Origin of the sequence: Nonomuraea spiralis, assembly GCF_014648435.1 — a bacterium.
GTDB classification, from domain to species: domain Bacteria; phylum Actinomycetota; class Actinomycetes; order Streptosporangiales; family Streptosporangiaceae; genus Nonomuraea; species Nonomuraea spiralis.
The window spans coordinates 364017-387530 of the sequence record NZ_BMRC01000007.1; the positions used below are offsets into that span (position 1 = coordinate 364017).

The window sequence follows — 23514 nt, forward strand, 5'->3', positions numbered from 1 at the left end:
TCAGGCCGGCTGCTCGCCGGGCGCGCGCCGTTCGGTGGTCTCCAGGTAGGCGCGCAGGGCCCGGCGGGACCGGGTGAGGGTGTCGATCTGCTCGTCGAGGCCGCTCAGCCGGGCGCGCAGGGTGTCGAGGAGCTCCGGGCAGGGGACGAGGTCGGGCGCGGGGCCGGTGACGCACGGCAGCAGGTACGCGATGTCCTCGGTCGACAGCCCGGCGTCGAGCAGCTTCCTGATCTGGCCCACGGTCAGGACGGCCTCGTCGGAGTACTCGCGGTAGCCGCTGGCCCGGCGGTCGGGCTCCAGCAGGCCCTGGGCCTCGTAGTAGCGAAGCTGGTGCGGGCGGACGCCGGTCCGGCGGCTCAGATCCCCGATCAGCACGATCGTCCCCCTTGACCTTCATACCGGTCTCAACGTTGACGATTCTTCCATAGCTGCCGAACCACCTTGGAGAGCACTGTGATGACGAAGAATCCGCGCACCCCCGTGACCGTCCTGGGCCTGGGCCTGATGGGGGAGGCGCTGGCCGGGGCGTTCCTGCGCGAGGGCCACCCGGCGACCGTCTGGAACCGTACGGCGGCCAAGGCCGACCGGCTGGCCGGGCGCGGCGCCACCCGGGCCGGCTCGGCCCGGGACGCGGTGGCCGCCGCGCCGCTCGTGCTCGTCTGCCTGACCGGGTACGACGCCGTGCACGAGGTCCTCGGCCCGCTGGGCGACGTCCTGGACGGCCGGGTGGTGGTCAACCTCACCTCGGGCACCTCCGCCGAGGCCCGCGACACCGCCGCCTGGGTGGAGCGGCAGGGCGGGACCTACCTCGACGGCGCGATCATGGCCATCCCCGACGCCATCGGCACCCCGGACGCCGCCGTCCTCTACAGCGGCCCCCGGGCGGCCTTCGACCTGCACGAGCGGGCGCTGGGCAGCCTGGGCGGCACGGCGACGTACCTCGGGGCCGATCACGGCCTGTCGGCGCTGTACGACGTCGGCGTGCTGAGCCTGATGTGGAACATCCTGAACGGCTTCCTCCAGGGGGCCGCGCTGCTCGGCGCGGCCGGGGTGGAGGCCACGGCGTTCGCCCCGGTCGCCAGGAACGGGATCGAGACCGTGGCCGGCTGGCTGGCCGGGTACGCGCGGCAGATCGACGACGGTGTGCACCCGGCCGCCGACTCCACCCTCGACACCCACCTGGCCGCCATGGAACACCTCGTCCAGGAGAGCGAGTCGCACGGCGTGGACGCCGGGCTGCCGCGCTTCATCCGGGCCCTGGCCGCCGAGGCGGTCGCCGCCGGGCGCGGCGGCGAGGGCTACACGGCGCTGATCGACCGGTTCCGCAAGCCCTCGGACCACGCCTGAGCCAGAGGCCGCGGACCGGCGGGCCCCGGCCGTCACCGGGGCCGGTCGACGGGCCCGCGGTCAGTCGGCGTAGAAGGCGTTCAGGGTCTCGGCGTGGCGTTCCTCGACGGCCTTGCGCCTGATCTTGAGGCTGGCGGTGAGCTCGCCCGTCTCCACGGTGAAGTCCTCGGCGAGGATCGCGAACTTCTTGACCGTGGCGTAGCTCGCCTGGTCGGCGTTGACCTGCCGGATCGCCCGGTCGACCTCCTCGCGCATACGCGGGTGCCCGCGCAGCGCCTCGGGGTCGGCCGGCAGCGACTCGGCCTCGGCCCACGGGCGTACCACGTCCATGTCGAGGGTGACCAGCGCGGTCACGTAGTTGCGGCGGTCGCCGTGGACGAACACGTGCGAGGCGAACGGGCAGGCGGCCTTGATGCGGCCCTCCAGGTGGGTGGGCGCGACGTACTTGCCGCCCGAGGTCTTGATCAGCTCCTTCTTGCGGTCGGTGATGAGCAGCCGGCCGGCCTGGTCGAGCTCGCCGATGTCGCCGGTGCGCAGCCAGCCGTCCTCCAGCGTCTCGGACGTCTCCCGCGGCAGGCCGTGGTAGCCGCGCATCACGCCGCGCCCGCCGATGAGGATCTCGCCGTCGTCGGCGATGCGGACCTGGGTGCCGGGCAGGGGCGGGCCGACCGTGCCGAACCGTACCGACTCGGGCCGGTTGAGGAAGCTGCCCGCCGAGGACTCGGTCAGGCCGTAGCCCTCCAGGATCGTCAGCCCGGCGCCGTCGAAGAACTCGGCGACGTCCCGCGACAGCGGCGCGGCCCCGGAGATGAAGAAGCGGATCCGGCCGCCGAACCGGGCCCGCAGCTTGGCGAAGACCAGGCGGTCGGCCAGCGCGTGCTCGACCCGGGTGGTGAGCGGGACGGCCGCCTCGCGCTGACGTGCCCTGCTGACCCTGATGCCGGTCTCCCGCGCCCACTCGAAGATGCGCAACTTGATGCCGCCCTCGCGGCGCACGGTGGCGACGACGGTGTTGTGGATCTTCTCGAAGATCCGCGGCGCGGCGGCCATCACCGTCGGGCGCAGCGCGCCGAGGTTGTCGGCGATGCGGTCGAGGCGGCCGTCGATCGCCGTCGGCACGCCGATGTCGATCATCACGACCTCCAGCAGCTTGCCGAACGAGTGGGACAGCGGCAGCCACAGGAAGTGCAGGTCATCCGGGGTGATGAGGTCGATCTCACGGACCGAGCCGGCCGCGAACAGCCAGTTGTCGTGGGTCAGCTCGACGCCCTTGGGGCGGCCGGTGGTGCCGGAGGTGTAGATGAGCGTGGCCAGGTCGTCCTGGGAGATGGCGTCCACCAGGGCGTCGTAGTCGCCCTCGCCGCCGCTGACCGAGTCGAGGGTGACCACCCAGCCGTCGTCGCTGGAGGAGCCGTCGACGACGACCACGTGGGTGACGTCGGGCAGCTCCTTCTGTACGGACCTGAGCTTGGCCACCTGCTCGTCGTTCTCGGCGATGACGATCGTGCTGCCGGAGTCGGTGACGACGAAGGCGCACTCGGCGGCCGTGTTGGACGGGTAGATCGTGGTCGTGGCCGCGCCCGTGGACAACACGGCCAGGTCGGCGAGGATCCATTCGAGCCGGGTCGAGCAGAGGATCGACACGCGCCGGCCGGGCCCCGCGCCGAGCCCGGACAGCCCCAGCGCCAGCCCCCGGACCCGCTCGCCGACCTCCCGCCACGACATCGAGACCCATGTGTCGTCCGACGGCACCCGGTAGGCCTCGGCGTCGGGGGTGGCCGCGATCCGGTCGCGCAGCAGGGAGGGAATGCTGGACATGCCTGACCTCCTGAGGGGTGTGCTGCCGACTCTAGGACGAGTGCGCCGGGTCAGTCGATGCCCTTGATCGGCCGGCCGCCGCCCTGGCGCGGGGCGGCGTACGCGACCGTCGCGGTCGTACGCACCTCCCACGCGCCGCAGGCGCAGCGCAGGTAACTGACCAGGCCCTCGGACGTGCGGTGGGAGGAGACGAGGGTCAGGGCGAAGGGGTCGTGCGGCTCTCCGGGATGCATGATTCCAACCTGATGTAATGACCTTATGCATTTCAACACTTACGGCGGCAACGGGGCCGAACTCGCGGCGGCACTGGTCAACGCGGACGACTTCAGCCCGGCCGCCGTACGGGAGACGCTCACGGCCAACGCCATGTGGCGCACGGACGTCACCCCGGCGCAGGCCGCGGAGCTGGCGGCCTGGGCGCGCCGCCTCGCGCCCGTGTTCGGCGAGCCCGACACCGGCGCGCAGGTACGGCTGATCAACGAGCTGCTGGAGATCACCGCCTCGAAACCGCACATCAGCACGCACGACGGCCTGGAGCCTCACCTGCACTTCTTCTCGACCGAGGCCGACATCGTCTCCAGGGCCAAGGACACCACCGCGGGCGGGCTGGCCATGGCGGTGTGCTTCTCCGACGGGCGGCGGCTGGGGCGCTGCGACCGGCAGGGTTGCGAGATCGTCTACGTGGACACCTCGCGCAACGGGCGCCGCCGGTTCTGCTCGCTGACCTGCGCGAACCGGGTCAACGTGGCCGCCCATCGGGCGCGCGGCCTTGTCCGGCGGCCGCGAAATGGGTAATATGTCCGGGTCGTATCGCCGACCCATGGGGGCAGTTGACGTGAGGATCTGAGGCAGCGGGCACCGCGCCTTTCCGCCCTGTCCTGGGCGTCGCGCGCACACCTGAGCCTCGGCGACCTCCTCGCCCTCCTTCCAGCCCCGGCTGTCCGGTTCGCTGTGTGCGCAGCGGTGTTTCCCGCCAAGTCACGAAATTTCGGGTTTTGTGATGGGAGCCGCCTTATGTCTTTTTCTATTGTCGTCGATCACGTGTCCTTCGGCTGGCCCGACGGGACCAAGGTGCTCGACCGGCTCGACGCCGCCTTCCCCGCCGGGCGTACCGGGCTCATCGGGGTGAACGGGTCGGGCAAGTCCACCCTGCTCAAGGTCATCGCCGGGGAGCTGGCGCCGGGCTCCGGCTCGGTCTCGGTCACCGGCGAGGTGGGATACCTGCCGCAGAACGTGCCGCTGGAGGGCGGCCGTACCGTGTCCGACCTGCTGGAGATCAGCGGGAAGCGGGCCGCGCTGCACGCCATCGAGGGCGGCGACGTCGCCGAGGAGCACTTCACCGCCCTCGGGGACGACTGGGACGTCGAGGAGCGCGCCAGGGCCGAGCTCGACCGGCTCGGGCTCGATCACGTCGGGCTCGACCGTACGGTGGCGACGCTGTCCGGCGGCGAGGCCGTCATGGTCGCGCTGGCCGCGCAACTCCTGAAGCGTCCCGGCGTGCTGCTGCTCGACGAGCCCACCAACAACCTCGACCTGGACGCGCGACGGCGGTTGTACGCCGCGGTCGCCGCCTGGCCGGGCGTGCTGGTGGTGGTCAGCCACGACCGGGCGCTGCTCGACCTCGTCGACCAGATCGCCGACCTGCGCGACGGCGCCGTGCACCTGTACGGCGGCAACCTCGCCGACTACGAGGAACGGCTCGCCGCCGAGCAGGAGGCGGCCGAGCGCACGGTCCGGACCGCCGAGGGCGAGGTACGGCGGCAGCAGCGCGAGCTGATCGAGGCCAGGACCAAGCTCGACCGGCGCAGGCGCAACGCGCGGAAGGCGTTCGAGAACAAGAAGGTGCCCAAGATCGTCGCCAACGGGCTGAAGATGAAGGCCCAGGTGTCGGCGGGCAAGCACCGCGCGCTGCACCAGGAACGCCTGGAGGAGGCCAGGGAGAGGCTGACCGAGGCCGAGCTGGCCGTACGGGACGACGCCGAGATCCGCGTCGAGCTGCCCGGCACCGCCGTCCCGGCCGGCCGGACTCTGCTGACCCTGCCCCTCGACCCGCCGCCCGGCCGGCCGGACGAGGTGGCCGAGGTGGCCGACGGGGAGCGGGTCAAGGTCCTCGACCGGCTGGTCGTCCGGGGCCCCGAGCGTATCGCGCTGCTCGGTCCCAACGGCTCGGGCAAGACCACCCTGCTCAGGAGGATCGTCGAGCACGGCGCGCACGTCCCGGTGCGGTACCTGCCGCAGCGGCTCGACGTGCTCGACGACGCGCTGAGCGTGGTGGACAACGTCCGGGCGGTGGCGCCGTCGGCCTCGGTCAACGACGTACGGGCGCGGCTGGCCCGCTTCCTGTTCCGGGGCGAGCGGGCCGACCAGCCCGTGGGCACGCTGTCGGGCGGCGAACGTTTCCGCGCCACCCTGGCCGCCCTGCTGTCGGCCGACCCGCCGCCGCAGCTTCTCCTGCTGGACGAGCCGACGAACAACCTGGACATGTCCAGCGTGCGCCAGCTCTCCCAGGCGCTGGCGGCCTACCGGGGCGCGCTCGTCGTGGCCAGCCATGACCTGCCGTTCCTGGAGACACTGGGGATCACCCGGTGGCTGCGACAGGATCGGGACGCGGGACTGGCCGAATCGTAATTGACGTCTGGGGATCAACCGGGCGATAGTGTGGCAGGTGGCTTCACCCCGGTTGATCTCCTGCGTTCTCGCCCTGGCGACGGTGACGCTCGCCGCCTGCTCCTCCCCTCCACCGCTGACCGGTGGTGAGCCGAAGGTCAGCGGCGTGGCGGACGGCAAGGGCGGAGGTCCCGGCGGCGACCCCGGAGGCGACCCCACGGCGGGTCCCAGCCCGAGCGCGAGCGGCCTGACGCCGGAGGCGTACAAGGGCGAGCTGGACAGCAGGCACAAGTCGATGCTCGCCGCGATCAACGCCATGGCCGGCGCGCGCGGGGTCCAGGCGCTCAACCAGCGCGTGGACAAGGCCGAGCAGGCGCTGAGCGGCGCCGCCGACGCCCTGGCCGCGCTCACCCCGCCCGACGCCGTACGCGCCCAGCACGACGCGTACGTCACCAGCCTGCGCGACTTCGCCACCGAGCTCGGCTCCACGGCCGGCAAGGTCGGCAGCCGCGAGCTGTGCACCTCCTCGGCCGTGCTGAGCGACGTAGGCACCCAGCTCACCGCCCTGAACAAGGCGGGCGAGGCCCTGCAGAGCGCCGGCGACTACCCGGCCGACGTCGTCACGGTCAAGGCCGGCGGCAAGCAGAACAGGCGGCTGAAGAACGGCGCGTTCATCCGCAGGTCCGCGATGGGCGGCCGCAGCTCCCTGGAGATCGACAACGGCGGCACCCGCGACGCCGTCGTCACCGTGGTCAAGGGCGGCAGCAAGACCTTCAGCGTGTACGTGCGCAAGAGGACCAAGTTCAAGGTCAGGGGCGTGCGCGACGGCGCGTACAAGATCTACTTCACGCACGGCGTGGACTGGGACGGCAAGAACAAGTCCTTCACCCGGCAGTGCAGCTTCGAGCGTTTCCAGAAGTCGGTGAAGTTCAAGACCACGGTCACCGCCACCCAGATCCTCTGGCACGACTGGCGGATCACCCTGCACGCCATCACCGGCGGCAACGCCCGTACGGCGCCCGTCAACCCGGACGACTTCCCCGGCTGACCCGGCACGCCGACCCCCGGCAACGCGAAAGGGCCGCGCGGGAGCGCGGCCCTTTCGCGTGTCAGGACGATCAGGTGGAGAACAGCATGCCCACCCAGCTGCGCTGGCGGTGGTGACCGTAGTGGTGGCCGCCGTGGTGGGGAGCACCCCAGGCCGGGCCGGGGGCGGGAGGCGGGGGAGCGGCGTTGTACTGCGACTCCATACGGGTCAGGGTCTCGAGCTCGCCATAGTCGAGGAAGATCCCACGGCAGTTGTCACACTGCTCGATGTGGACGCCGTTGCGCTCATATGTCCGCATGTTGCCGCGGCACTTCGGGCACTGCATCTAAGTCGCTCTCCTTGGATCCAGGGTCTCAGGCTGAAACCTACCGCGTGCGGCCCCCGTCACGCTCGGACGATTCTGCTGCACGATTCGATTAACGAATGCTCCACCTCGTCCAGTTCCCGGTTCTCGCGCTCGGCGTTGAGCACCGCCACGGCGGCGAGCTGTACGGTCAGCGCCCGGGCGGGCAGGTCGAGCCGCTGCCAGGGATCGTCGCCCTGGCCGAGCGCGGGGCCGCCCGAGGCCAGGTAGGCGCCCAGGAAACGTTCCCAGACGGCCGGTTCGAGCAGGCCGGCGGCGTACCAGGCGGCCGGTCGCGCCAGGTCCCAGGCCGGGTCGCCGACGCCCAGGTCGTCGACGTCGATGAGCAGCCACCGGTCGCGGCAGACGAGCTGGCCCAGGTGCCAGTCGCCGTGGGTGAGCAGGCCGGGCGCCGGCTCGGGCTCGGGCAGCTCCTTGAACGCGTGCCTGACGAGCTGCTCGACCGGGCCGTCGCCGTTCATCCTGGACACCGCGCGGGCGGCCCGCGCCGGACCGCCCGCGGCCGGCATCGGCGGCACCAGCGTCAGGGGGACGGCGTGCAGCCGGGCCAGCAGCCGCGCGCCCTCCTCCCAGGGGGCCGAGGCGGGGTCGTCGTGGGCGACCGGGAGCCCGGCCGGCCAGACGGTGACCGCGCGGCCCGCCGCCGTCAGCACCTCGGGGTCCAGCGGGGCCAGCAGCACGCCGCTGACCGCGGCCGAGGCGGCGGCCCTGAGCCGGAAGCGCAGCGGGTCCACCTCGTCGCGGGCGGAGTGGGCCTTGACCACGACCTCGCCCATCCGTAACACGACCACGTCGGTACGCGTCTGGTGCCGTACGGGCTCGCCCGTGCCGCCGTATGCCGCGGCGATGCCCGCAAGCTCCTGCTCTAGACCCACTCGTACAGACTATTGGGCGGTTATGGGGGTCGCGCCCCACAGCGGCGGCCCGCAAGTCGCCACAAGGGCACCACAAGGGGCGTTCGGCACCATGGGCTCCCTTCCTCTTGCTGAGAAAGGGACATCCTCTATGAACAGGACAGCGTTGCTGCTGAGCACGCTGCTGCTCGGCGGCCTGCTGACCGCTCCTCCCGCGTTCGCCGCCGCCTCCACCGAGACCGGCGCCGCCGCGGTCACGACGGCCGCCACGCGGGTGAAGGCGAATCCGGCCAGGCACTCCGGCGAATGCCCCGTCACCGTCGGCTTCTCCGCCGTCCTGGTGGCCAGGGGCGCTGGCACTGTCCGCTACCGGTGGGTACGCGGCGACGGAAGCAAGAGCGCGTACAAGAGCGTGCGCACCCGCGGCGTGCGCAAGATCACGGTGAAGGACCGCCAGACCTTCGACCGGACCACCTCCGGCTGGCAGGCTGTGCAGATCCTCGGGAAGAAGGGGTTGTCGGCCAAAGCCCGCTTCCGCGTGGACTGCGCGGGCGCGCCCCAGGTGTGGGACGCCGCCCGCCCGCTGCCCGCCGCGCAGGACGAGCCGCTGGTCACGGCAGCCGCCGTCGAGGCCGCGCCGCCGGTCTACTCCGGGGCCTGCCCCACCACGGTGAGGTTCACGGCCACCGTCCAGGTGTCGCGTATGCCCGCCAGGGTCGACTACCGGTGGATCGACAGCGCCACCGGCGAGGGCCCGCGCGAGTCGCTGTACTTCGCGGCCGGCGGACCCCGGCTGCGCCAGGTGACGCTGCCGCTCAGCGTCGGCTCCTCCGCCTCCGGATGGAAGGCCGTCGACCTGCTCACCCCCGGCGGCCACGACTCCGGACGGGCGACGTACCGGGTGACCTGCGGCGACGCCCCGCGACCCACGCCGACGCCCACACCCACACCCACCACGACCCCGCCGCCGGCGCAGAAGCCGGAGCTGGAGATCGTGAGCCTGGACCCGGGCGACTACGCGGGCGACTGCGCCGAGCCCGTCGAGTACCACGCCCTCGGCCGGGTACGCCTGCCCGCCGGCCCGGAGCAGCAGGTCACCTACTGGTGGACGCAGAAGTCGGCCGAGTGGAAGGGACAGCTCACCTTCCCCGCCAGCACGCAGCCCCGCTCGCAGGACGTCAGCGCGACCTGGACGTTCGGCCCCAAGGACGCCGGCTCCCAGCAGCTCACGCTCACGGCCCAGGGCGCCGCCGCACCGGCGACGCGCTCGTTCGCGTTCACCTGCCAGAAGCAGCCGGACGAGCCGACCGTGTCCATCCGGTACCTGACGACTCCCCAGTACAAGGGCGAGTGCGCCGCCGGCCACAACAGCCGGTCGTTCGCGGCGGTCAGCGCGGACGCCGAGGTCGAGATGGAGTACCGGTTCATCGTGGACGGCGTCGCCGAACTGCCGCAGAAGATCCGGCTCAGGCCCGGCGCCCCGGAACAACTCGAAATCCTCCGGTACGACACGCCGGCGAGCAGCGGTTCCGGAAAGGTGCGGTTCGAGGTGCTCAGCCACAACCGGCCGGTCCTGGAGGCGCCGTACACCTGGACGTGCGTCCCCCGGGACACCTCCGACGTGGTGCGGATCACGGGTGTCCAGACCTGGTCCTACGTCGGCGACTGCGTGCTCAGGCCGAGCGTCGCCGTCCACGCCTGGGTCACCGGCACCGAGGGGACGCGGGTCGACCACCGCTCGCTCAGGGACGGCGGCTCGCCCCAGTCGGGCACGATCACCCTGAGGAAGGGCGGCGTCACCGCCATCGGGGCGGACTGGAGCTGGGGCGACAAACCCAGCGGAACCCTCACGTTCGAGGTGCTCAGCCAGCACAGGCCGAGCCTGGCGCTGCCCTACTCGGCGACCTGCAAGAAGTGACCGTCACAGCACGATGACCGCGGCCCGGGTCCGGCGAGGGTGACACCGTGTCGGACACACTGGGGGCATGAGAATCGGTTTCGCCGTACCCCAGTCAGGGCCGTGGGCCACGCCGGAGAACATGCGGCGGATCGCCGTACGGGCCGAGGAACTGGGCTACCACGAGCTCTGGACGTTCCAGCGCGTGTTGTACCCGGTCGGGCATCCCATGGGACCGACCTACCGAAGCGTCCACGACCCGCTGATCACGCTGGCGCACCTGTCCGGCGTGACCGGCACGATCCGGCTGGGCGTGGCCGTGGTCAACGTCTACGTGCAGCCGGTCCTGCTGGCCAAGCAGCTCGCCACGCTGCAGACCGTCTCAGGAGGCAGGCTGAGCGCCGGGATCGGGCTCGGCTGGCTGCCGGAGGAGTACGAGGCCGCGGGGATCGGCATGGACCGGCGCGGGCGCAGGGGCGAGGAGTTCGTCGAGGTGCTGCGCGAGGCGTGGACGGACGAGGTCGTCGAGCACGACGGCGAGTTCTACCGGGTGCCGCCGTCCCACATCGACCCCAAGCCGGCGCCGGGACCGCCGCCGATCCTGCTCGGCGGCACCGCCGAGGTCGCGCTGCGCCGGGCCGGACGGCTGGCCGACGGATGGATCAGCTCCAGCAGGGAGGACCTGTCGGCGGTCGCGGGCCGGATCGTGCTGATCAAGGAGTCGATCGCCGCCGCCGGGCGGGACGTGGCCTCGTTCCGCTTCGTCTGCCGCGGCGTCACGCAGGTGCGGCCCGCCGGTGGCGAGGACGGGCGCCGGCCGCTGACCGGCACGTACGAGCAGATCCGGCGGGACGTGGACGCCCTGGCCGCCGCGGGCGTCACGGAGGTCTTCCACGACCTCAACTTCGACAAGGACTTCGTCACCGCCGGAGCCGGGGAGGCGATGCGCCGCGCCGAGGAGGCACTGGAGGCGCTGGCCCCCAGGGCCTAGCCGCCGTAGGGGACCGTGATGATCTCCAGGTTGTGCCCGTCGGGGGCCGACCAGTAGAGCCCGCGGCCGCCGTCGTTGGTGTTGATCACGCCGGGCCTGGTGTGCCCGGGATCGGCCCAGAACGGCAGGCCGCGGCTCTTGATCCGGCCCCAGATCTGGTCGAACTCCTCCTCGCCCACGAGGAACGCGTAATGCTGGGGAGTCACCTCCCCGGTCGTGCGCATCACGTCGAGGGAGACGCCGTTGGCCAGCGTCACGACCCGGAACGGGCCGTAGACCGGCGCGGGCTCCAGGCCGAGGACGTCGACCAGGAAGGCGGCCGTGGCGTCCCTGTCGGTGGCGCTGACGATGGTGTGGTTCAGCTGGACGGGCATGTTCTCACGCTACGTGCCGCAACGCCTCGGCGGCGACCGCGCACCGCAGCTCGCGCATCCCCGGCCGCCCGCGTACGGGATGGACGGCGTTGGTCAGCAGCACCACGGTCAGCCCGCGCGTGGGATCGACCACCAGCGACGTCCCGGTGAACCCGGAGTGGCCGAACGCGCCCTCCAGCGGGCCGACGATGCCGGGGTCGCCGATCCGTACGCCGAGTCCGTGCCGGAACGCCGCCCCCTCCGCCCCCTGGTCGCGGGTCATCTCGGCCACGCTCTCCCGGCCCAGCATCGGGCCCCCGCCAAGGCGCAGGGCCTCCCCGAAGGCCAGCAGGTCGTCGGCGGGCGCGAACAGGCCCGCGTGGCCGGCCACCCCGCCCAGGGCGTGGGCGGTCTCGTCGTGCACCTCGCCGCGTACGCAGCCGGGGCCGGGGCGTTCGGGCTTGAACTCGGTCGCGGCGACCCGGTCCACCGGCCCGCGGTCGGGGACGGGACGGTAGCCGGTGCCGGGGAGGGCGAGGACGTCCGTGATCCGGGTGCGGACCAGGACGTCGAGGGACGCGCCGCCGGCCAGCTCGGCGATCCGGCCGGCCATGATCATGCCGACGTCGCTGTAGAGGTAGGGGCCGCCGACCGGGCCGGTGACGGGCGTGGCGAGCATCGCCGCCATGCGCTCGGCCGGCCCGGTGTGCGGGAGTTCCAGGTCGACGCGGCGGGTCGGCGTCAGGCCCGCCGTGTGCGTGAGCAGACGGCGCAGCGTGAGCCTCGGGTCGCCGCCGGGGACCCGGGCCGCGATCGGCTCGTCCAGGTTCAGCAGGCCCTCCTCGGTGAGCGAGAGCACCACCGCGGTGGTGAACAGCTTGCTGACCGAGGCCAGGTCGAACACCGAGTCCCGCCGTACGGGCGGACGCACGGCGGCGAGCGCCCCCGGTGCGCCCCCGCCGCCGTGCCCGTCGGCGTCACGGGGGACGGGACCTGCGTCGGCGTAGCGCACCAGTTCCCCGGCCGTGGCGGCGGCGACCACCGTGCCGTGCGCGGCGATCAGCGCGACCGCCGCCGGGCACACCTCGGGCACCGCCGCGGCCAGCAGCCGCTCCAGCCGGTCCGACATCCCCGTTCCCCCCTCGTCGAGCCCTCGGTCGAGCCTTGTGCGGAGCCGGCCGTCAGCCGCTGAGGGCGTCGCTGAGCCGCTCTCCATGCGACTCCAGCAGCGCGCGCGCCGCGTCCGCGTCCAGCCCGTGCTGGATCATCACCACGGCCGTCTTCGCCTGCCCGCCGGCCGCATCGAGCGCCGCCTCGGCCGTCGTGGCGTCGGCCCCGGTGATCTCGCTCACCATACGCAGCGCGCGGGAGGCGAGCTTGCTGTTCATCGGCGACATCTCGATCATCCGGTTCCCGTAGGTCCGGCCCAGGCGGACCATGGAGATCGTCGAGATCATGTTGAGCACCAGCTTCTGCGCCGTGCCCGCCTTCAACCTGGTCGAGCCCGCCACCACCTCGGGCCCCACCACCACCTCGATGCCGTGCTCGGCGGCGGCCGACAGCGGCGCGCCCCGGTTGCACGACAGCGCCGCCGTCAGCGCCCCCCGCGCCGCGGCCTCGCCCAGCGCGCCCAGCACGAACGGGGCCCGCCCGCTGGCCGACACGCCCACCACCGAGTCGAGCGCGCCCACCTCCAGGTCCTTGATGGCCGCCGCGCCCGCCTCGGCGTCGTCCTCCGCGCCCTCGATGGACCGGGTCAGCGCCTCGGACCCGCCCGCGATGACGCCCTGGACCAGCGAGGGGTCGGTGCCGAACGTGGGCGGGCACTCGCTGGCGTCGAGCACGGCCAGCCGTCCCGAGGTGCCGGCGCCGACGTACAGCAGCCTGCCTCCCTCGGCCATCCGGGCGGCGATCGCGTCGATGGCCGCCGAGATGGCCGGGACGGCCGCGGCGACGGCCACGGGCACCTCGGCGTCGGCCTGGTTCATCAATCGGGCGACCTGCTCCGTCGGCAGCCGGTCGATCTGGCTGAAGCGGGGATCGCTCTGCTCGGTGGACAGCTCGGGTAGCGGATCAATCATGACGCTAATTTCCACCCTTTACTTCTCAGTTGTAAATATCTTTCAGAGAATGGATCCATGTCATACGTACGCACCGGAGCTGAACGGCTGGCCGCGGATCCCGCGCTGGCCGGAGGCGCCCGTCTCGGCCTGATCACCAACCCCACCGGAGTCCTGCCCGACCTGACCCCCACGCCCGACGCCCTGCTGGCCGCCGGCGTGCCGCTGACCGCGCTGTTCGGCCCCGAGCACGGCCTGCGCGGCACCGCCCAGGCGGGATCGAGCGAACACGACGCCGTGGACCCCAGGACGGGACTGCCGGTCCACGACACCCACGAGCTGTCGGGCGAGGACCTCGACCGCGTGGTGGCCGCCTCCGGCGTGGACACGCTGGTCTTCGACATCGCCGACGTGGGGACCCGCTTCTACACCTTCGTGTGGACCATGTACGACCTGCTGGCCTCGGCCTCCCGGCTGGGCCTGCGGTTCGTGGTGCTGGACCGGCCCAACCCCCTGGGCGGGACCGTGGAGGAGGGGCCGCCGCTGGACCCGGCGTTCGCCAGCTTCGTGGGCCGCTTCCCGCTGCCCGTACGCCACGGCAGGACCGCGGGGGAACTGGCGGAGCTGTTCGGCTTCGACGCCGACCTGCGGGTGGTCACGATGGAGGGCTGGCGGCGGGACATGACGTGGTCCGCGACCGGCCTGCCCTGGGTGATGCCCTCGGTCAACATGCCCACCCCGGACACCGCGCTGGTCTACCCGGGCACCGGGCTGTTCGAGGGCACCAACTTCTCCGAGGGGCGCGGCACCACCCGGCCGTTCGAGCTGGTGGGGGCGCCGTACGCGGACGAACGCTACGCGGTCACCCTGAACGGGATGAACCTGCCGGGGGTGCGGTTCAGGGACACCTGGTTCACCCCGACCTTCCACAAGCACGCGGGCGTCCCCGTACGCGGGGTGCAGGTGCACGTGCACGACCCGGTGGCCTTCCGGCCGGTGCTGACCGGGTTGTCGATGTTGCACGCGGCCCGGGTCCTCTATCCGGACGACCTGGTCTGGACGGGCGACGACCTGTTCCTCGACCTGCTGTGGGGCTCCGACACGCTCACGCGCTGCCTGGAGGCCGGGGACGACCCGCGTGAGCTGTGCCCGCCGCCCGGCCGTCCCGAAGGACATCTGCTCTACAGCTGACATCAGGCCAGATCGCGCCGGTAGAGCCAGAAGACGCGTTCGGCTCGCGCGCCCACGGCGCGCGAGTAGAACCGCAACGGCCCCACCCATCCGATCTGGGCGCTCGCCTGGCCGGCGGCCCGCTGGTCGGCCAGGCAGCGGCGCAGCAGCACCCCGCCCAGGCCGAGGCCGCGGGCGTCGGGCGCGGTGCCCATGGGGCCGAACCACGACGGCCGCGCCCCCCAGGCGGCGAAGGCCAGCACGCGCCCGTCGCGCTCGGCGTAGTGCAGCCCGGTGGCGTTGAGCGCCTCCCAGGCCCACCGCTCGTTCCAGTGCTCCTCGACGAACGCGGCCACGGCCGAGCGGTCGGCGCCCGCCGACCTGACCGCGACCCCCGCCCGCTCCAGCCGAAGCAGGTCGTCCTCGACCGACAGGTCGGCCGACGACAGGTCGGCGGTCATGTTCCAGGCGACCTGGTAACGCTCGTAGCCGAGGCTCTCGGCCAGGCAGGCGGCGGCGGTGTAGCGCACGTCGATGCCGGGCCAGGCGTAACAGGGCGGGTTCCCGGCGAAGCGGGCCTGCCGGGCGCCGTGCCCGCGCAGCCAGTCCTCGGCGGCCCGCACCAGCGCGCGCCCGTGCCCGCGACCCTGGGCCGAGGGATGCACGGCCAGCAGGTCGATGTGCCCGACCTCGGGGTCCTTCGACGACAGGGACGTCAGCACGACCCCGCCATCGGTGGCCAGCGCCGTCCAGCGGCGGTCGGCGGGCGGCTCGGCCAGGCGCCGGACCAGGTCGGGGGCCTCCGGGGCGTCCAGCGTCAGCGCGGCGGCGGCCACCCGGGCCGCCTCGGCCAGGTCCGCGCCGCGCACGGTGGGCGACATCACACCTCGCTCATCGGGCGCGCGATGACGTTGCGCCGCTCGGGGTAGAAGCACGCGTGCTCCTGCGGCACGCCTTCCGTGAGCTGCAGCAGCGGCCGCTCGCCCGTGCACCGCTCGCCGCGGAAGGGGCAGCGGCGGGCGAACAGGCAGCCCTCGTCGGACTTGCTCTCGTCCAGCGACTCCAGCGGCGTCACCGGCTGCTCGCCGGGCTCCTCCAGGCCGTGCAGGACGGGGATGGCCGACAACAGCGACTGCGTGTACGGGTGCACCGGGTCGGCGATGACCGTGTCCACCGGGCCGCGCTCGACGACCTGGCCGCGGTAGATGACGTACAGCTCGCCGTCGTCGCCGATGTAGCGGGCGGTGGCCACGTCGTGCGTGATGAACAGCACGCTCACGCCCAGCCGCTCGCGCAGGTCCTTCAGCAGCGCCAGGATGCCCAGCCGGAGCGAGACGTCGATCATCGAGACGGCCTCGTCGGCGACCAGCATCTCCGGGTCGACGGTCAGCGCGCGGGCGATGACCACGCGCTGCCGCATGCCGCCCGACAGCTGGTGGGGGTAGCGCCCCAGCACCGAGCCCGGGTCCAGGCCCACCATCGACAGCACCTCGGCGGCCCGCTCCTCGATCCACTCCTTCGACCGTCCGGTCTGCCCGGCCCGCAGGCTGAGCGGCGCGTACAGCGTCTGGTGGATGGTGCGGGTCGGGTTCAGCGCCGAGTACGGGTCCTGGTGGATCATCTGGATCTTGCGGAAGTACGGCTGGCGCTTCTTCAGCTTGATCCCCGACATGGGCACGTCGCCGATGACGATCTCGCCCTCGTCGTAGGTCTCCAGCCCGGCGATGATCCGGCCCAGCGTGGTCTTGCCGCAGCCGGACTCGCCGATGAAGGAGGCCGCGCCGCCCTTGGGGATGGCGAAGTCCACCCCGCGCAGCGCGCGCACCTCCCGCCCGGCGAGGACGTTGCCGCGCTGCTTGTACGTCTTGACGATGCCGGTCCCGGTGATCACGCGTGCTCCTTCACGGTCACGGCGTGGCAGGCCACGACCCTCGATCCATGCGCCACGGCCTGCGGGTCGACGGTGTCGCACACGTCCATGCGCAGCGCGCAGCGCTCCCTGAACACGCAGCCCTCCTTCGGCACCGTGGCCAGCGTCGGCGGCCGGCCGGGCAGCGCCTGGGCCTCGGCGATGTCGCCCACGAGGCGCGGGATGGCCCTGATCAGGCCCTTGGTGTAGGGGTGGGTGGGGGAGCCGAGCACCTCGCGGGTGGGGCCCTGCTCGACCAGGCGGCCGCCGTACATGACGACCAGGCGGTCGGCGACCTCGGCCACGACGCCGATGTCGTGCGTGATGACCAGCGTGGTCAGGCCGCGCTCGGCGTGCACCTCGCGGACGATCTTCAGGATGTTCGCCTGGGTGATCATGTCCAGCGCGGTCGTCGGCTCGTCGAGCACGACCAGGTGGGCGTTGAGCACCAGGGCCAGCATGATGCCGACCCGCTGCCGCATGCCGCCCGACAGCTCGTGCTGGTGCGAGTCGAGCACGCGCGCGCCGTCCAGGCCCATGCGGCCGAGCAGTTCCTTGGCCTCGCGGACCAGGCCGCGCAGGTCCTCGACGCCGTGCGAACGGCCCAGGTCGAGGAGCTGCTTGCCGACCGTCTTGAGCGGGTTGAGCGAGTTCTGGGCCGCCTGGAAGACGTACCCGATGTGCCGGCCGCGGGCCTTGCGCAGCTCCTCGCCGGCGAAACCGGTCACGTCGCCCAGGCCGTCGATCTCGACGCTGCCCGCTGCGATCCGGCCCGGGGGCTGGACCGCGTTGAGCAGCGACAACGCCAGCGTGGACTTGCCCGAGCCGGACTCGCCGACGATGCCGGTGATCGTGCCGGGCTCCAGCGTCAGCGTGACGTCCCGGACGGCGGGCAGCTCGCCCGCGGGGGTCTTGTAGACGACCGTCAGGCCGTCGATGCGCACTCCCGGCGCTTGTTCGGCCACTTGTTACTCCTCGCGCAGCCGGGGGTTGAAGATCTCGTCCATGGCGTCCACCACGAGCACGATGCCGAGCGTCAGCAGCAGGATCGCCAGCAGGGGGGCCAGCAGGTAGCCGAGCGCGTTCGGCGTGATCATGGCGCCCGCCTGGAACACGGCGAGGTTGAGCATCACGCCCCAGTTGTCCGACTCGTACGGCAGCACGCCCAGGAAGAACAGGCCCACCTGCGAGTAGACCGCGCCGGTGACCGCGATGAGCATGTTCATCGCGATGTAGGGCGCCATGCTCGGCAGCAGTTCCCTGCCGATGATGTGCGTGGTGGAAAGCCCGAGCCCGCGCGCCGCCTCGATGAAGCCGCGCTCGCGCAGCGACAGCGTCTGCGAGCGCACCGCCCGCGCCACGCCGCCCCAGCCGAGCAGGCCGAGCACCAGGCCCATCTGGATGGGGTTGCCGAACTTCCAGACCGTGGCCAGTACCAGCAGCAGCGGCAGGCCGGGGATGGTGAGCTTCATGTCGGTCAGCCGCATGAGCACGGTGTCCCAGCGGCCCCGCTTGAAGCCCGAGAACAGGCCGATGGCGGTGCCGGCGACGACCGTGATGATCGCGGTGACCAGGGCGGTGAGCAGGACGTAACGCGAGCCCTTGATCACCAGCGCGGTCACGTCCCGGCCCTGCGGGTCGGTGCCGAACCAGTGGTCCCAGCTCGGCGGCTGGGTGATCGCGCTCGCGTTGCCCGGCAGGTGCTCGGGCAGCAGCAGCGGGCCGACCACGGCCATGACGATGAAGCCGGCGATGATGACGACCCCGGCCATGCGGCTGGGCTTGCGCTTCATCACCCGCCACACGCCGTTCCAGAAGTTGCGGCGCATGGCCGACGCGGCCGGCGCCGCCTCCGGGATGAGCGTGGCGCTCACGAGCCCTCCTCTCCGCTGCGCACCCGCGGGTCGATGACCGTGTAGAACAGGTCCGCCACGATGTTGGCGATGATCGTGCCGACGGTGATCAGCAGGAACGCCCCGCCCATCAGGCCGTAGTCGCGGTCCTGCACGCCGCTGATCAGCAGCCAGCCGAGCCCCGGGTAGTTGAAGATCTTCTCGATGAAGACCGCGCCGCCCAGCAGCAGGCCGAGCGAGAGCGCGAGCATGGTGAACAGCGGCAGGATCGCGTTGCGCGCGATGTAGCGGAACACGATCGAGCGCTTCATGCCGCGCAGCTCGGCGGCCAGGATGAAGTCGTCGCCGAGCACGGTGACCACGCTCGACTTCATCGCCAGGATCCAGCCGCCGTAGGCCGACAGCGCGTACGTGACGACCGGCAGCACCGCGTGCTCGGCCAGCGAGCCGATGTAGCCGGCGTTGAAGCCCGGCTCGAACAGGATGTCCACCGTGCCGTCGGCCGGCAGGATCGGGATGAGCGTCGCGAAGATCACCACGAGCAGCATCGCCAGCACGTACTGCGGGATGCCGTGCAGCAGCGAACCGGAGATGGCCAGGGCGTCGCCCAGCTTGCCGGTGCGCTTGATGGCCGCGTACACGCCGAGGATGATCCCGACGAGGAAGCTCAGCAGCGTGCCGGCCAGCACCGGTAGAACGGTCCACTTGGCCGCGTCGGTGAGCACGTCGAGCACCGGGGTGCCGGGCCGGCTGACCGACATGCCGAGGTCGAGGTGGAGCAGCCCGGTCATGTAGTCGGTGTACTGCTGCCACAGTGTGCCGTCGGGCAGGAAGCCGTACAGGACCTTCACGGACTGCGCGGCGGCCTCGGGCGACATGCCCTGCTCGACCAGCTTCTCGTAGCGGGCGGCCATCGGGTCGCCGGGGATGTTGTTGATGATGAAGAAGCTGATCGTCGCGACAACGAGGATCATGACGAACCCGCGGGCCAGGTGGCCCGCGAGTCGCCGTGTGATGAGCGTCATGAACTACGACTTCGCCTTGATCATGCCGAGCTGGATCCACACGCCCGAGGGGAGGACGCCGGTGCCCATACGCAGGATCTCGTCGTCGTGCGGCCAGCCGGTGAAGCGGCTGTTGTTGACGAACTGGGTGTTGACGTAGTCCCAGAGCTGGATGACCGGGAGGTCCTGGTTCGCCGCCTTGGCGAGCTGGGCCATGATCGGCTTGGCCTCCTCCTCGGTGGCCGAGTTCAGCTTGCCGGTCAGCTCACCGGGGTTGATCTTGGCGCCGTCGACCTCGATCTTCTCGGGGCCGCCCATCCAGTTGCCGGCCTTGCCGGGCTCGGAGTGCTTGACCTTGCCCGCGACGTTGGTCCAGCCGTTGGAGGCGCCGTAGAGGCGCTGGTAGATGTCGTACGGCGCGGGGCCGAGCGCCATCAGCCAGAAGCCCGCGTCGTACTTGCCGGCCGCCAGTTCCTCCAGGTAGAGGGGGTAGTCGGCGGTCGTGACGACCTCGGCGTCCACGCCGGCCTTGATCAGCTGGCTCTTGATGTTCTCCTGGGCCGACAGCCAGTCGGAGAAGCCGGCGGGCGCGTGCATGGAGACCTTCCACGCAGAGCCGTCGGCCAGCGTCCACTTGCCGTCCTTCTTGGTGAGGCCGGCCTCCTTGAACTCCGCCTCGGCCTTGGCCGCGTCCGTCGCGTACGGGTCCAGCTTCGGCAGCGTGTCGGGGATCCAGGCCTGCGCGGCCTTCTGGTGGATGCCGGTGGTGGTGACCGCGGCCGTGCCGCCCTCGGGCGAGGCGACCTTGGTGACCTCCTCACGGTTGATCAGGTAGGCCAGGCCGCGACGCACGTGCACGTTGTCGTACGGCTTCTTGGCCTGGTTGAAGGCCAGGCTGACCGCGACCGGCGAGTAGCCCTTGATGACCTCGTTGCCGGCGGCCGCCTTGATCCGGTTCATCACGTCCGTCGGGGCGGCGGTGAAACCGGCGTGGTCGAGCTTGCCCGCGGTGAGGTAGTTCCAGATCTGCTCGTTGCCGGTGTAGTTGAGGAACTTCACCTGCGCCGGAGCCACGTTCGCGGCGTTGTAGAAGTACTTGTTCTTGACCAGCAACGCCTCGGACGGGTTGACCCGCTCCAGCACGAACGGGCCGGCCGAGGTGTCCTTCGGCGGGGCGAAGGTGAGCACCTTCTCGCCGAGGCCGGTGATCGTCTCACGCGCCTTGTCGGCGTCGGCGCCCTCGGCCCTGGAGGCCTTGAGCTGGTCCCAGAAGTCCGCGGGGAGCACGCTGCCCCACACGTGGGCGGGCAGGACGAACGTGTCGAGCACGCCGCGGGCGAACTTCGGGCTCGGGTTCGCCATGTCCTGGGTGATCTTCAGGGTGTGCTCGTCGACCACGGTCACGTCGGCCGCCGCACCAGCCGCGCCCGGCGTGATCGAGAAGGCCGTGCTGCCCTGGGTGTAGGCGATGCCGATGGACATCTTGACGTCCTCGGCGGTGACGGGCTTGCCGTCGGACCACTTGGCGTTCGGCTGGAGCTTCAGGGTGATGGCCGAGTTGTCCGGCGCGATCTCCCAGCTCTCCGCGATGCCGGGGAGTGCCTGGTTGGGGTCCGTCAGGTGGTTCTTCACCCAGCCCAGCTTCATCGCCGTGTAGCCGGGGAAGGAGTTGCCCTTCGGGTTGTACGGGTTGGCCGGGGCCGTGGCCTCCAGGCCCGGCCTGTTGACGTCGATCGTGGTGAAGAGCCCGCCACCACCACCGCTCGAGGCGCCGGACTTGTTGTTGGTACCACCACTGCACGCCGCTGTGGCGGTGGCGAGGCCCAGCAACGCCACTACCGCTGCCAGTCGCTTCATCTGCCGCTCCGGGGGATGTCGGACCTGTTGAGGATCTGTAGGGAATTGACCGGACCCTACGGTCGCCAGCAGGCAGCGTCAATAATCTCCAGATGTTGTGAGTGTAATGTAACTTTCCTTCATAGAGGTCCGGCGTGGCGCCAATCTCCATCGTGCGCCCGATGCCGGGCTCAGCCCATGACCAGCACAGCCGCGCCCCTGACGCGGTCCGCGGCCAGATCGGCCAGCGCCCGACCGGCCGCATCCAGCGGGTAGATCTTTGTCTCCACCCGCGGCGGATGGGCCAGCGCCAGCTCCAGGTAGGCCCGCCCGTCGGCCCTGGTGTTGGCGGTCACGCTGCGCAGCGTGCGCTCCTGGAACAGGTGCCGCTCGTAGTTCAGCGGGGGCACGTCGGTCAGGTGGATGCCGGCGATCGCCAGCGTCCCGCCGCGGTCGAGCGCTTCGAGCGCGGGCGGCACCAGGTCGCCGACCGGCGCGAACAGGATGGCCGCGTCGAGCGGCTCGGGCGGCCGGTCGCCCGCCGAGGCCGCGCCCAGCTCCAGCGCCAGCTCCCTGGAGGCGGCCGACCTGGTCACGGCGTGCACGGTGGCGCCCCGCGCGATGGCCGCCTGCGCGGTCAGGTGGGCCGAGGAGCCGAAGCCGTAGATGCCGAGCCGTCCGCCGGGCGGCAGGTCGCAGCGGGCCAGCGCCCGGTAGCCGATGATCCCCGCGCACAGCAGCGGCGCCAGCCGCTCGGCGGGTACGTCGCCGGGCAGCGGATAGACGTAGTCGGCGGGGGCCATGACGTACTCCGCGTAGCCCCCGTCGGCGTCCCAGCCCGTGTACGTGGAGTCCGGGCACAGGTTCTCCATGCCGCGCAGGCAGTAACGGCACCGGCCGCACGTCGAGCGCAGCCAGGCCACCCCCACCCGCTCGCCGGAGCCCTCGACCCGGCCCACCACCTGGTGCCCGGGGGTGGTCCGCGGCCGCCGCGGCGCGAGGTCGCCCTCGGCCAGGTGCAGGTCGGTCCGGCACACGCCGCACGCCTCCACCCGTACCAGCACCTCGCCGGGGCCGGGCTCCGGGACGTCCCGTTCGACCGGTACGAGCGGACCGGTCGCCATCGGTCCCGGCGTGTCCACCACCCAGGCGCGCATCACGACCCCGACAGGCGCCCGTGGGCGAGGGAGGCGTACAGGGCCGCGCCGTCGGGGAGCACGGAGTCGTCGAAGACCGCGTCCGGAGAATGGTTGTACGGCGCCGTGGCCGGGTCCCGGTCCGGCGGGCACGCCCCCAGGAAGACGAACGCGCCCGGCACCTCCTCCAGCACGTACGAGAAGTCCTCCGACCCCATCACCGGCTGCGGCGCCACGAAGTAGCGGCCGGGGCCGAACAGTTCGTCGGCGGTCCGGGAGACGAACCCGGCCTCGTCCTGGTCGTTGACCGTCACCGGGTACCCCGTCCCGAACGACGTCTCCACCGTCAGCCCGTGCGCGGCCGCGATGCCCTCGACCACCTCCACCAGGCGCCGCTTGACCAGCACCCGGTGCTCCTTGCTGAACGTGCGCACGGTCGCCTCGAAGCGCGCCTCGTCGGGGATGACGTTGTCGGCCGAGCCGCCGTGGAAGGTGCCCACGGTGATCACCACGGGGTCGAACACGTCGAACGTCCTGGTCACCATCGTCTGCAGCGCCGTCACCATCTCGCACCCGGCCGCGATCGGGTCCTTGGCGCGGTGGGGGCTCGACCCGTGGCCGCCGCTGCCCTTCACCGTCACGCAGAACACGTCGGCCGCCGCCATGATCGGGCCGGGCCGCGAGGCGAACAGCCCCGTCGGCAGCATCGCCGAGACCACGTGCATCCCGTACGCCGCCACCGGCCGCGTCCCGGCCGCGTCGAGCACGCCCTCGCCGATCATGTGCTTGGCGCCCTCGTGGCCCTCCTCGCCCGGCTGGAACATGAAGATCACGTCACCGGCGAGCTCCGCCCGCCGCGCGCTGAGCAGCCGGGCCGCGCCGGCCAGCATGGCGGTGTGCAGGTCGTGGCCGCAGGCGTGCATCTGGCCGGGGGTCTGGGAGATGTAGGGCAGGTCGTTGCGCTCGGCCACGGGCAGGGCGTCCATGTCGCCGCGCAGCAGCACCGCGGGACCCGGCCGGCCGCCGCGCAACACCGCCGTGACCGAGCTGAGCGTCTTGCCGGTCGTGATCTCCAGGGGAAGCCCGTCCAGCGCCGCCAGCACCTTCTCCTGCGTCCGGGGCAGATGCAGGCCGAGCTCGGGGGTGGTGTGCAGGGAGTGGCGGAGCTGGATGAGTTCGTCCCGCATGTCCAGGGCGGATTCAGTGAACGACATGATGAATATTGTTCACGTGTGCGGCGAGAAGTCGACAAGGCACGCTCGATACC

General features: G+C 71.8%; 23 protein-coding genes. 7 read left to right on the forward strand and 16 right to left on the reverse strand.

The annotated features are described in order from the left end of the window. Entirely contained in the window at positions 1-375 is a 375-nt protein-coding gene (locus IEZ27_RS19900; protein ID WP_189648606.1) for a MerR family transcriptional regulator, read from the reverse strand. 81 nt (positions 376-456) lie between these two features. On the opposite strand from IEZ27_RS19900, the gene IEZ27_RS19905 reads away from it, so the two are divergent. After that, on the forward strand, positions 457-1347 hold the full coding sequence (locus tag IEZ27_RS19905; protein WP_189648607.1) for an NAD(P)-dependent oxidoreductase: 891 nt from the start codon (positions 457-459) through the stop codon (positions 1345-1347). 60 nt (positions 1348-1407) lie between these two features. Here the strand turns inward: IEZ27_RS19905 and IEZ27_RS19910 are convergent, their stop codons facing one another. Both IEZ27_RS19910 and IEZ27_RS19915 read right to left on the reverse strand, forming a co-directional pair. Then, complete coding sequence (locus tag IEZ27_RS19910; RefSeq protein WP_189648608.1) at positions 1408-3165, reverse strand: AMP-dependent synthetase/ligase; 1758 nt, start codon at positions 3163-3165, stop codon at positions 1408-1410. A 50-nt stretch (positions 3166-3215) separates the two neighbouring features. Next, positions 3216-3398 carry a hypothetical protein gene (locus IEZ27_RS19915; protein WP_125638831.1) on the reverse strand — a complete coding sequence of 61 codons (183 nt, stop codon included), beginning with the start codon at positions 3396-3398 and terminating at the stop codon, positions 3216-3218. A gap of 25 nt (positions 3399-3423) precedes the next feature. On the opposite strand from IEZ27_RS19915, the gene IEZ27_RS19920 reads away from it, so the two are divergent. From IEZ27_RS19920 to IEZ27_RS19930, 3 genes are all read left to right on the forward strand, one after another. After that, a complete protein-coding gene (locus tag IEZ27_RS19920; RefSeq protein WP_189648609.1) occupies positions 3424-3960 on the forward strand; it encodes a CGNR zinc finger domain-containing protein in 537 nt (178 codons plus the stop codon). A 219-nt stretch (positions 3961-4179) separates the two neighbouring features. Then, entirely contained in the window at positions 4180-5793 is a 1614-nt protein-coding gene (locus IEZ27_RS19925; RefSeq protein WP_189648610.1) for an ABC-F family ATP-binding cassette domain-containing protein, read from the forward strand. 37 nt (positions 5794-5830) lie between these two features. Further along, the gene (locus tag IEZ27_RS19930) at positions 5831-6820 is read left to right on the forward strand and encodes a hypothetical protein (protein WP_189648611.1); all 990 of its coding nucleotides are present in this window, start codon (positions 5831-5833) and stop codon (positions 6818-6820) included. 70 nt (positions 6821-6890) lie between these two features. Here IEZ27_RS19930 and IEZ27_RS19935 read toward each other — a convergent pair whose 3' ends face one another. Continuing rightward, the gene (locus tag IEZ27_RS19935; RefSeq protein WP_125638842.1) at positions 6891-7145 is read right to left on the reverse strand and encodes a TFIIB-type zinc ribbon-containing protein; all 255 of its coding nucleotides are present in this window, start codon (positions 7143-7145) and stop codon (positions 6891-6893) included. Positions 7146-7204: 59 nt separating this feature from the next. Further along, positions 7205-8059 (reverse strand): phosphotransferase family protein, encoded by an 855-nt coding sequence (locus IEZ27_RS19940; protein WP_189648612.1) that lies wholly within the window; start codon positions 8057-8059, stop codon positions 7205-7207. Between the two features lie 130 nt (positions 8060-8189). Between IEZ27_RS19940 and IEZ27_RS19945 the strand changes: the two genes are divergently transcribed. Both IEZ27_RS19945 and IEZ27_RS19950 read left to right on the forward strand, forming a co-directional pair. Then, positions 8190-9956, forward strand: a complete 1767-nt coding sequence (locus tag IEZ27_RS19945) for a hypothetical protein (protein WP_189648613.1) — start codon at positions 8190-8192, stop codon at positions 9954-9956. A 67-nt stretch (positions 9957-10023) separates the two neighbouring features. Next, positions 10024-10926: a TIGR03619 family F420-dependent LLM class oxidoreductase gene (locus IEZ27_RS19950; RefSeq protein WP_189648614.1), complete on the forward strand. Its 903-nt coding sequence runs from the start codon at positions 10024-10026 to the stop codon at positions 10924-10926. Here the strand turns inward: IEZ27_RS19950 and IEZ27_RS19955 are convergent. The 3 genes from IEZ27_RS19955 to murQ are packed head-to-tail and all read right to left on the reverse strand — an operon-like array spanning position 10923 to position 13360. Next, complete coding sequence (locus IEZ27_RS19955; RefSeq protein ID WP_125638854.1) at positions 10923-11300, reverse strand: VOC family protein; 378 nt, start codon at positions 11298-11300, stop codon at positions 10923-10925. The two genes, IEZ27_RS19950 and IEZ27_RS19955, sit on opposite strands and share 4 nt — an antisense overlap. 4 nt (positions 11301-11304) lie before the next feature. Next, positions 11305-12408 (reverse strand): serine hydrolase domain-containing protein, encoded by a 1104-nt coding sequence (locus tag IEZ27_RS19960; RefSeq protein ID WP_189648615.1) that lies wholly within the window; start codon positions 12406-12408, stop codon positions 11305-11307. A gap of 52 nt (positions 12409-12460) precedes the next feature. Next, positions 12461-13360: an N-acetylmuramic acid 6-phosphate etherase gene (gene murQ, locus IEZ27_RS19965; protein ID WP_189648616.1), complete on the reverse strand. Its 900-nt coding sequence runs from the start codon at positions 13358-13360 to the stop codon at positions 12461-12463. Between the two features lie 57 nt (positions 13361-13417). Here murQ and IEZ27_RS19970 point away from each other — a divergent pair, with 57 nt between their 5' ends. Then, complete coding sequence (locus IEZ27_RS19970; RefSeq protein WP_189648617.1) at positions 13418-14530, forward strand: exo-beta-N-acetylmuramidase NamZ family protein; 1113 nt, start codon at positions 13418-13420, stop codon at positions 14528-14530. Positions 14531-14532: 2 nt separating this feature from the next. Here the strand turns inward: IEZ27_RS19970 and IEZ27_RS19975 are convergent, their stop codons facing one another. The 8 genes from IEZ27_RS19975 to IEZ27_RS20010 all read right to left on the reverse strand — a co-directional run bounded on the left by IEZ27_RS19975 (position 14533) and on the right by IEZ27_RS20010 (position 23461). Beyond that, positions 14533-15390, reverse strand: coding sequence for a GNAT family N-acetyltransferase (locus IEZ27_RS19975; protein WP_189648618.1), 858 nt, complete (start codon positions 15388-15390; stop codon positions 14533-14535). Continuing rightward, positions 15390-16400, reverse strand: a complete 1011-nt coding sequence (locus tag IEZ27_RS19980) for an ABC transporter ATP-binding protein (protein ID WP_189648619.1) — start codon at positions 16398-16400, stop codon at positions 15390-15392. Before IEZ27_RS19980 ends, IEZ27_RS19975 begins: the two co-directional genes overlap by 1 nt. Then, entirely contained in the window at positions 16397-17383 is a 987-nt protein-coding gene (locus tag IEZ27_RS19985) for an ABC transporter ATP-binding protein (protein WP_229824142.1), read from the reverse strand. Before IEZ27_RS19985 ends, IEZ27_RS19980 begins: the two co-directional genes overlap by 4 nt. A gap of 3 nt (positions 17384-17386) precedes the next feature. Further along, complete coding sequence (locus IEZ27_RS19990; protein ID WP_229824143.1) at positions 17387-18292, reverse strand: ABC transporter permease; 906 nt, start codon at positions 18290-18292, stop codon at positions 17387-17389. After that, positions 18289-19296, reverse strand: coding sequence for an ABC transporter permease (locus tag IEZ27_RS19995; protein ID WP_189648620.1), 1008 nt, complete (start codon positions 19294-19296; stop codon positions 18289-18291). Before IEZ27_RS19995 ends, IEZ27_RS19990 begins: the two co-directional genes overlap by 4 nt. A 3-nt stretch (positions 19297-19299) precedes the next feature. Beyond that, positions 19300-21132, reverse strand: coding sequence for an ABC transporter substrate-binding protein (locus tag IEZ27_RS20000; RefSeq protein WP_189648621.1), 1833 nt, complete (start codon positions 21130-21132; stop codon positions 19300-19302). A 170-nt stretch (positions 21133-21302) separates the two neighbouring features. Then, entirely contained in the window at positions 21303-22268 is a 966-nt protein-coding gene (locus IEZ27_RS20005; protein WP_189648622.1) for a zinc-dependent alcohol dehydrogenase family protein, read from the reverse strand. Continuing rightward, positions 22268-23461, reverse strand: a complete 1194-nt coding sequence (locus IEZ27_RS20010) for a M20 metallopeptidase family protein (RefSeq protein WP_189648623.1) — start codon at positions 23459-23461, stop codon at positions 22268-22270. The genes IEZ27_RS20005 and IEZ27_RS20010 overlap by 1 nt, the downstream gene beginning before the upstream one ends. Positions 23462-23514 lie beyond the last annotated feature (53 nt).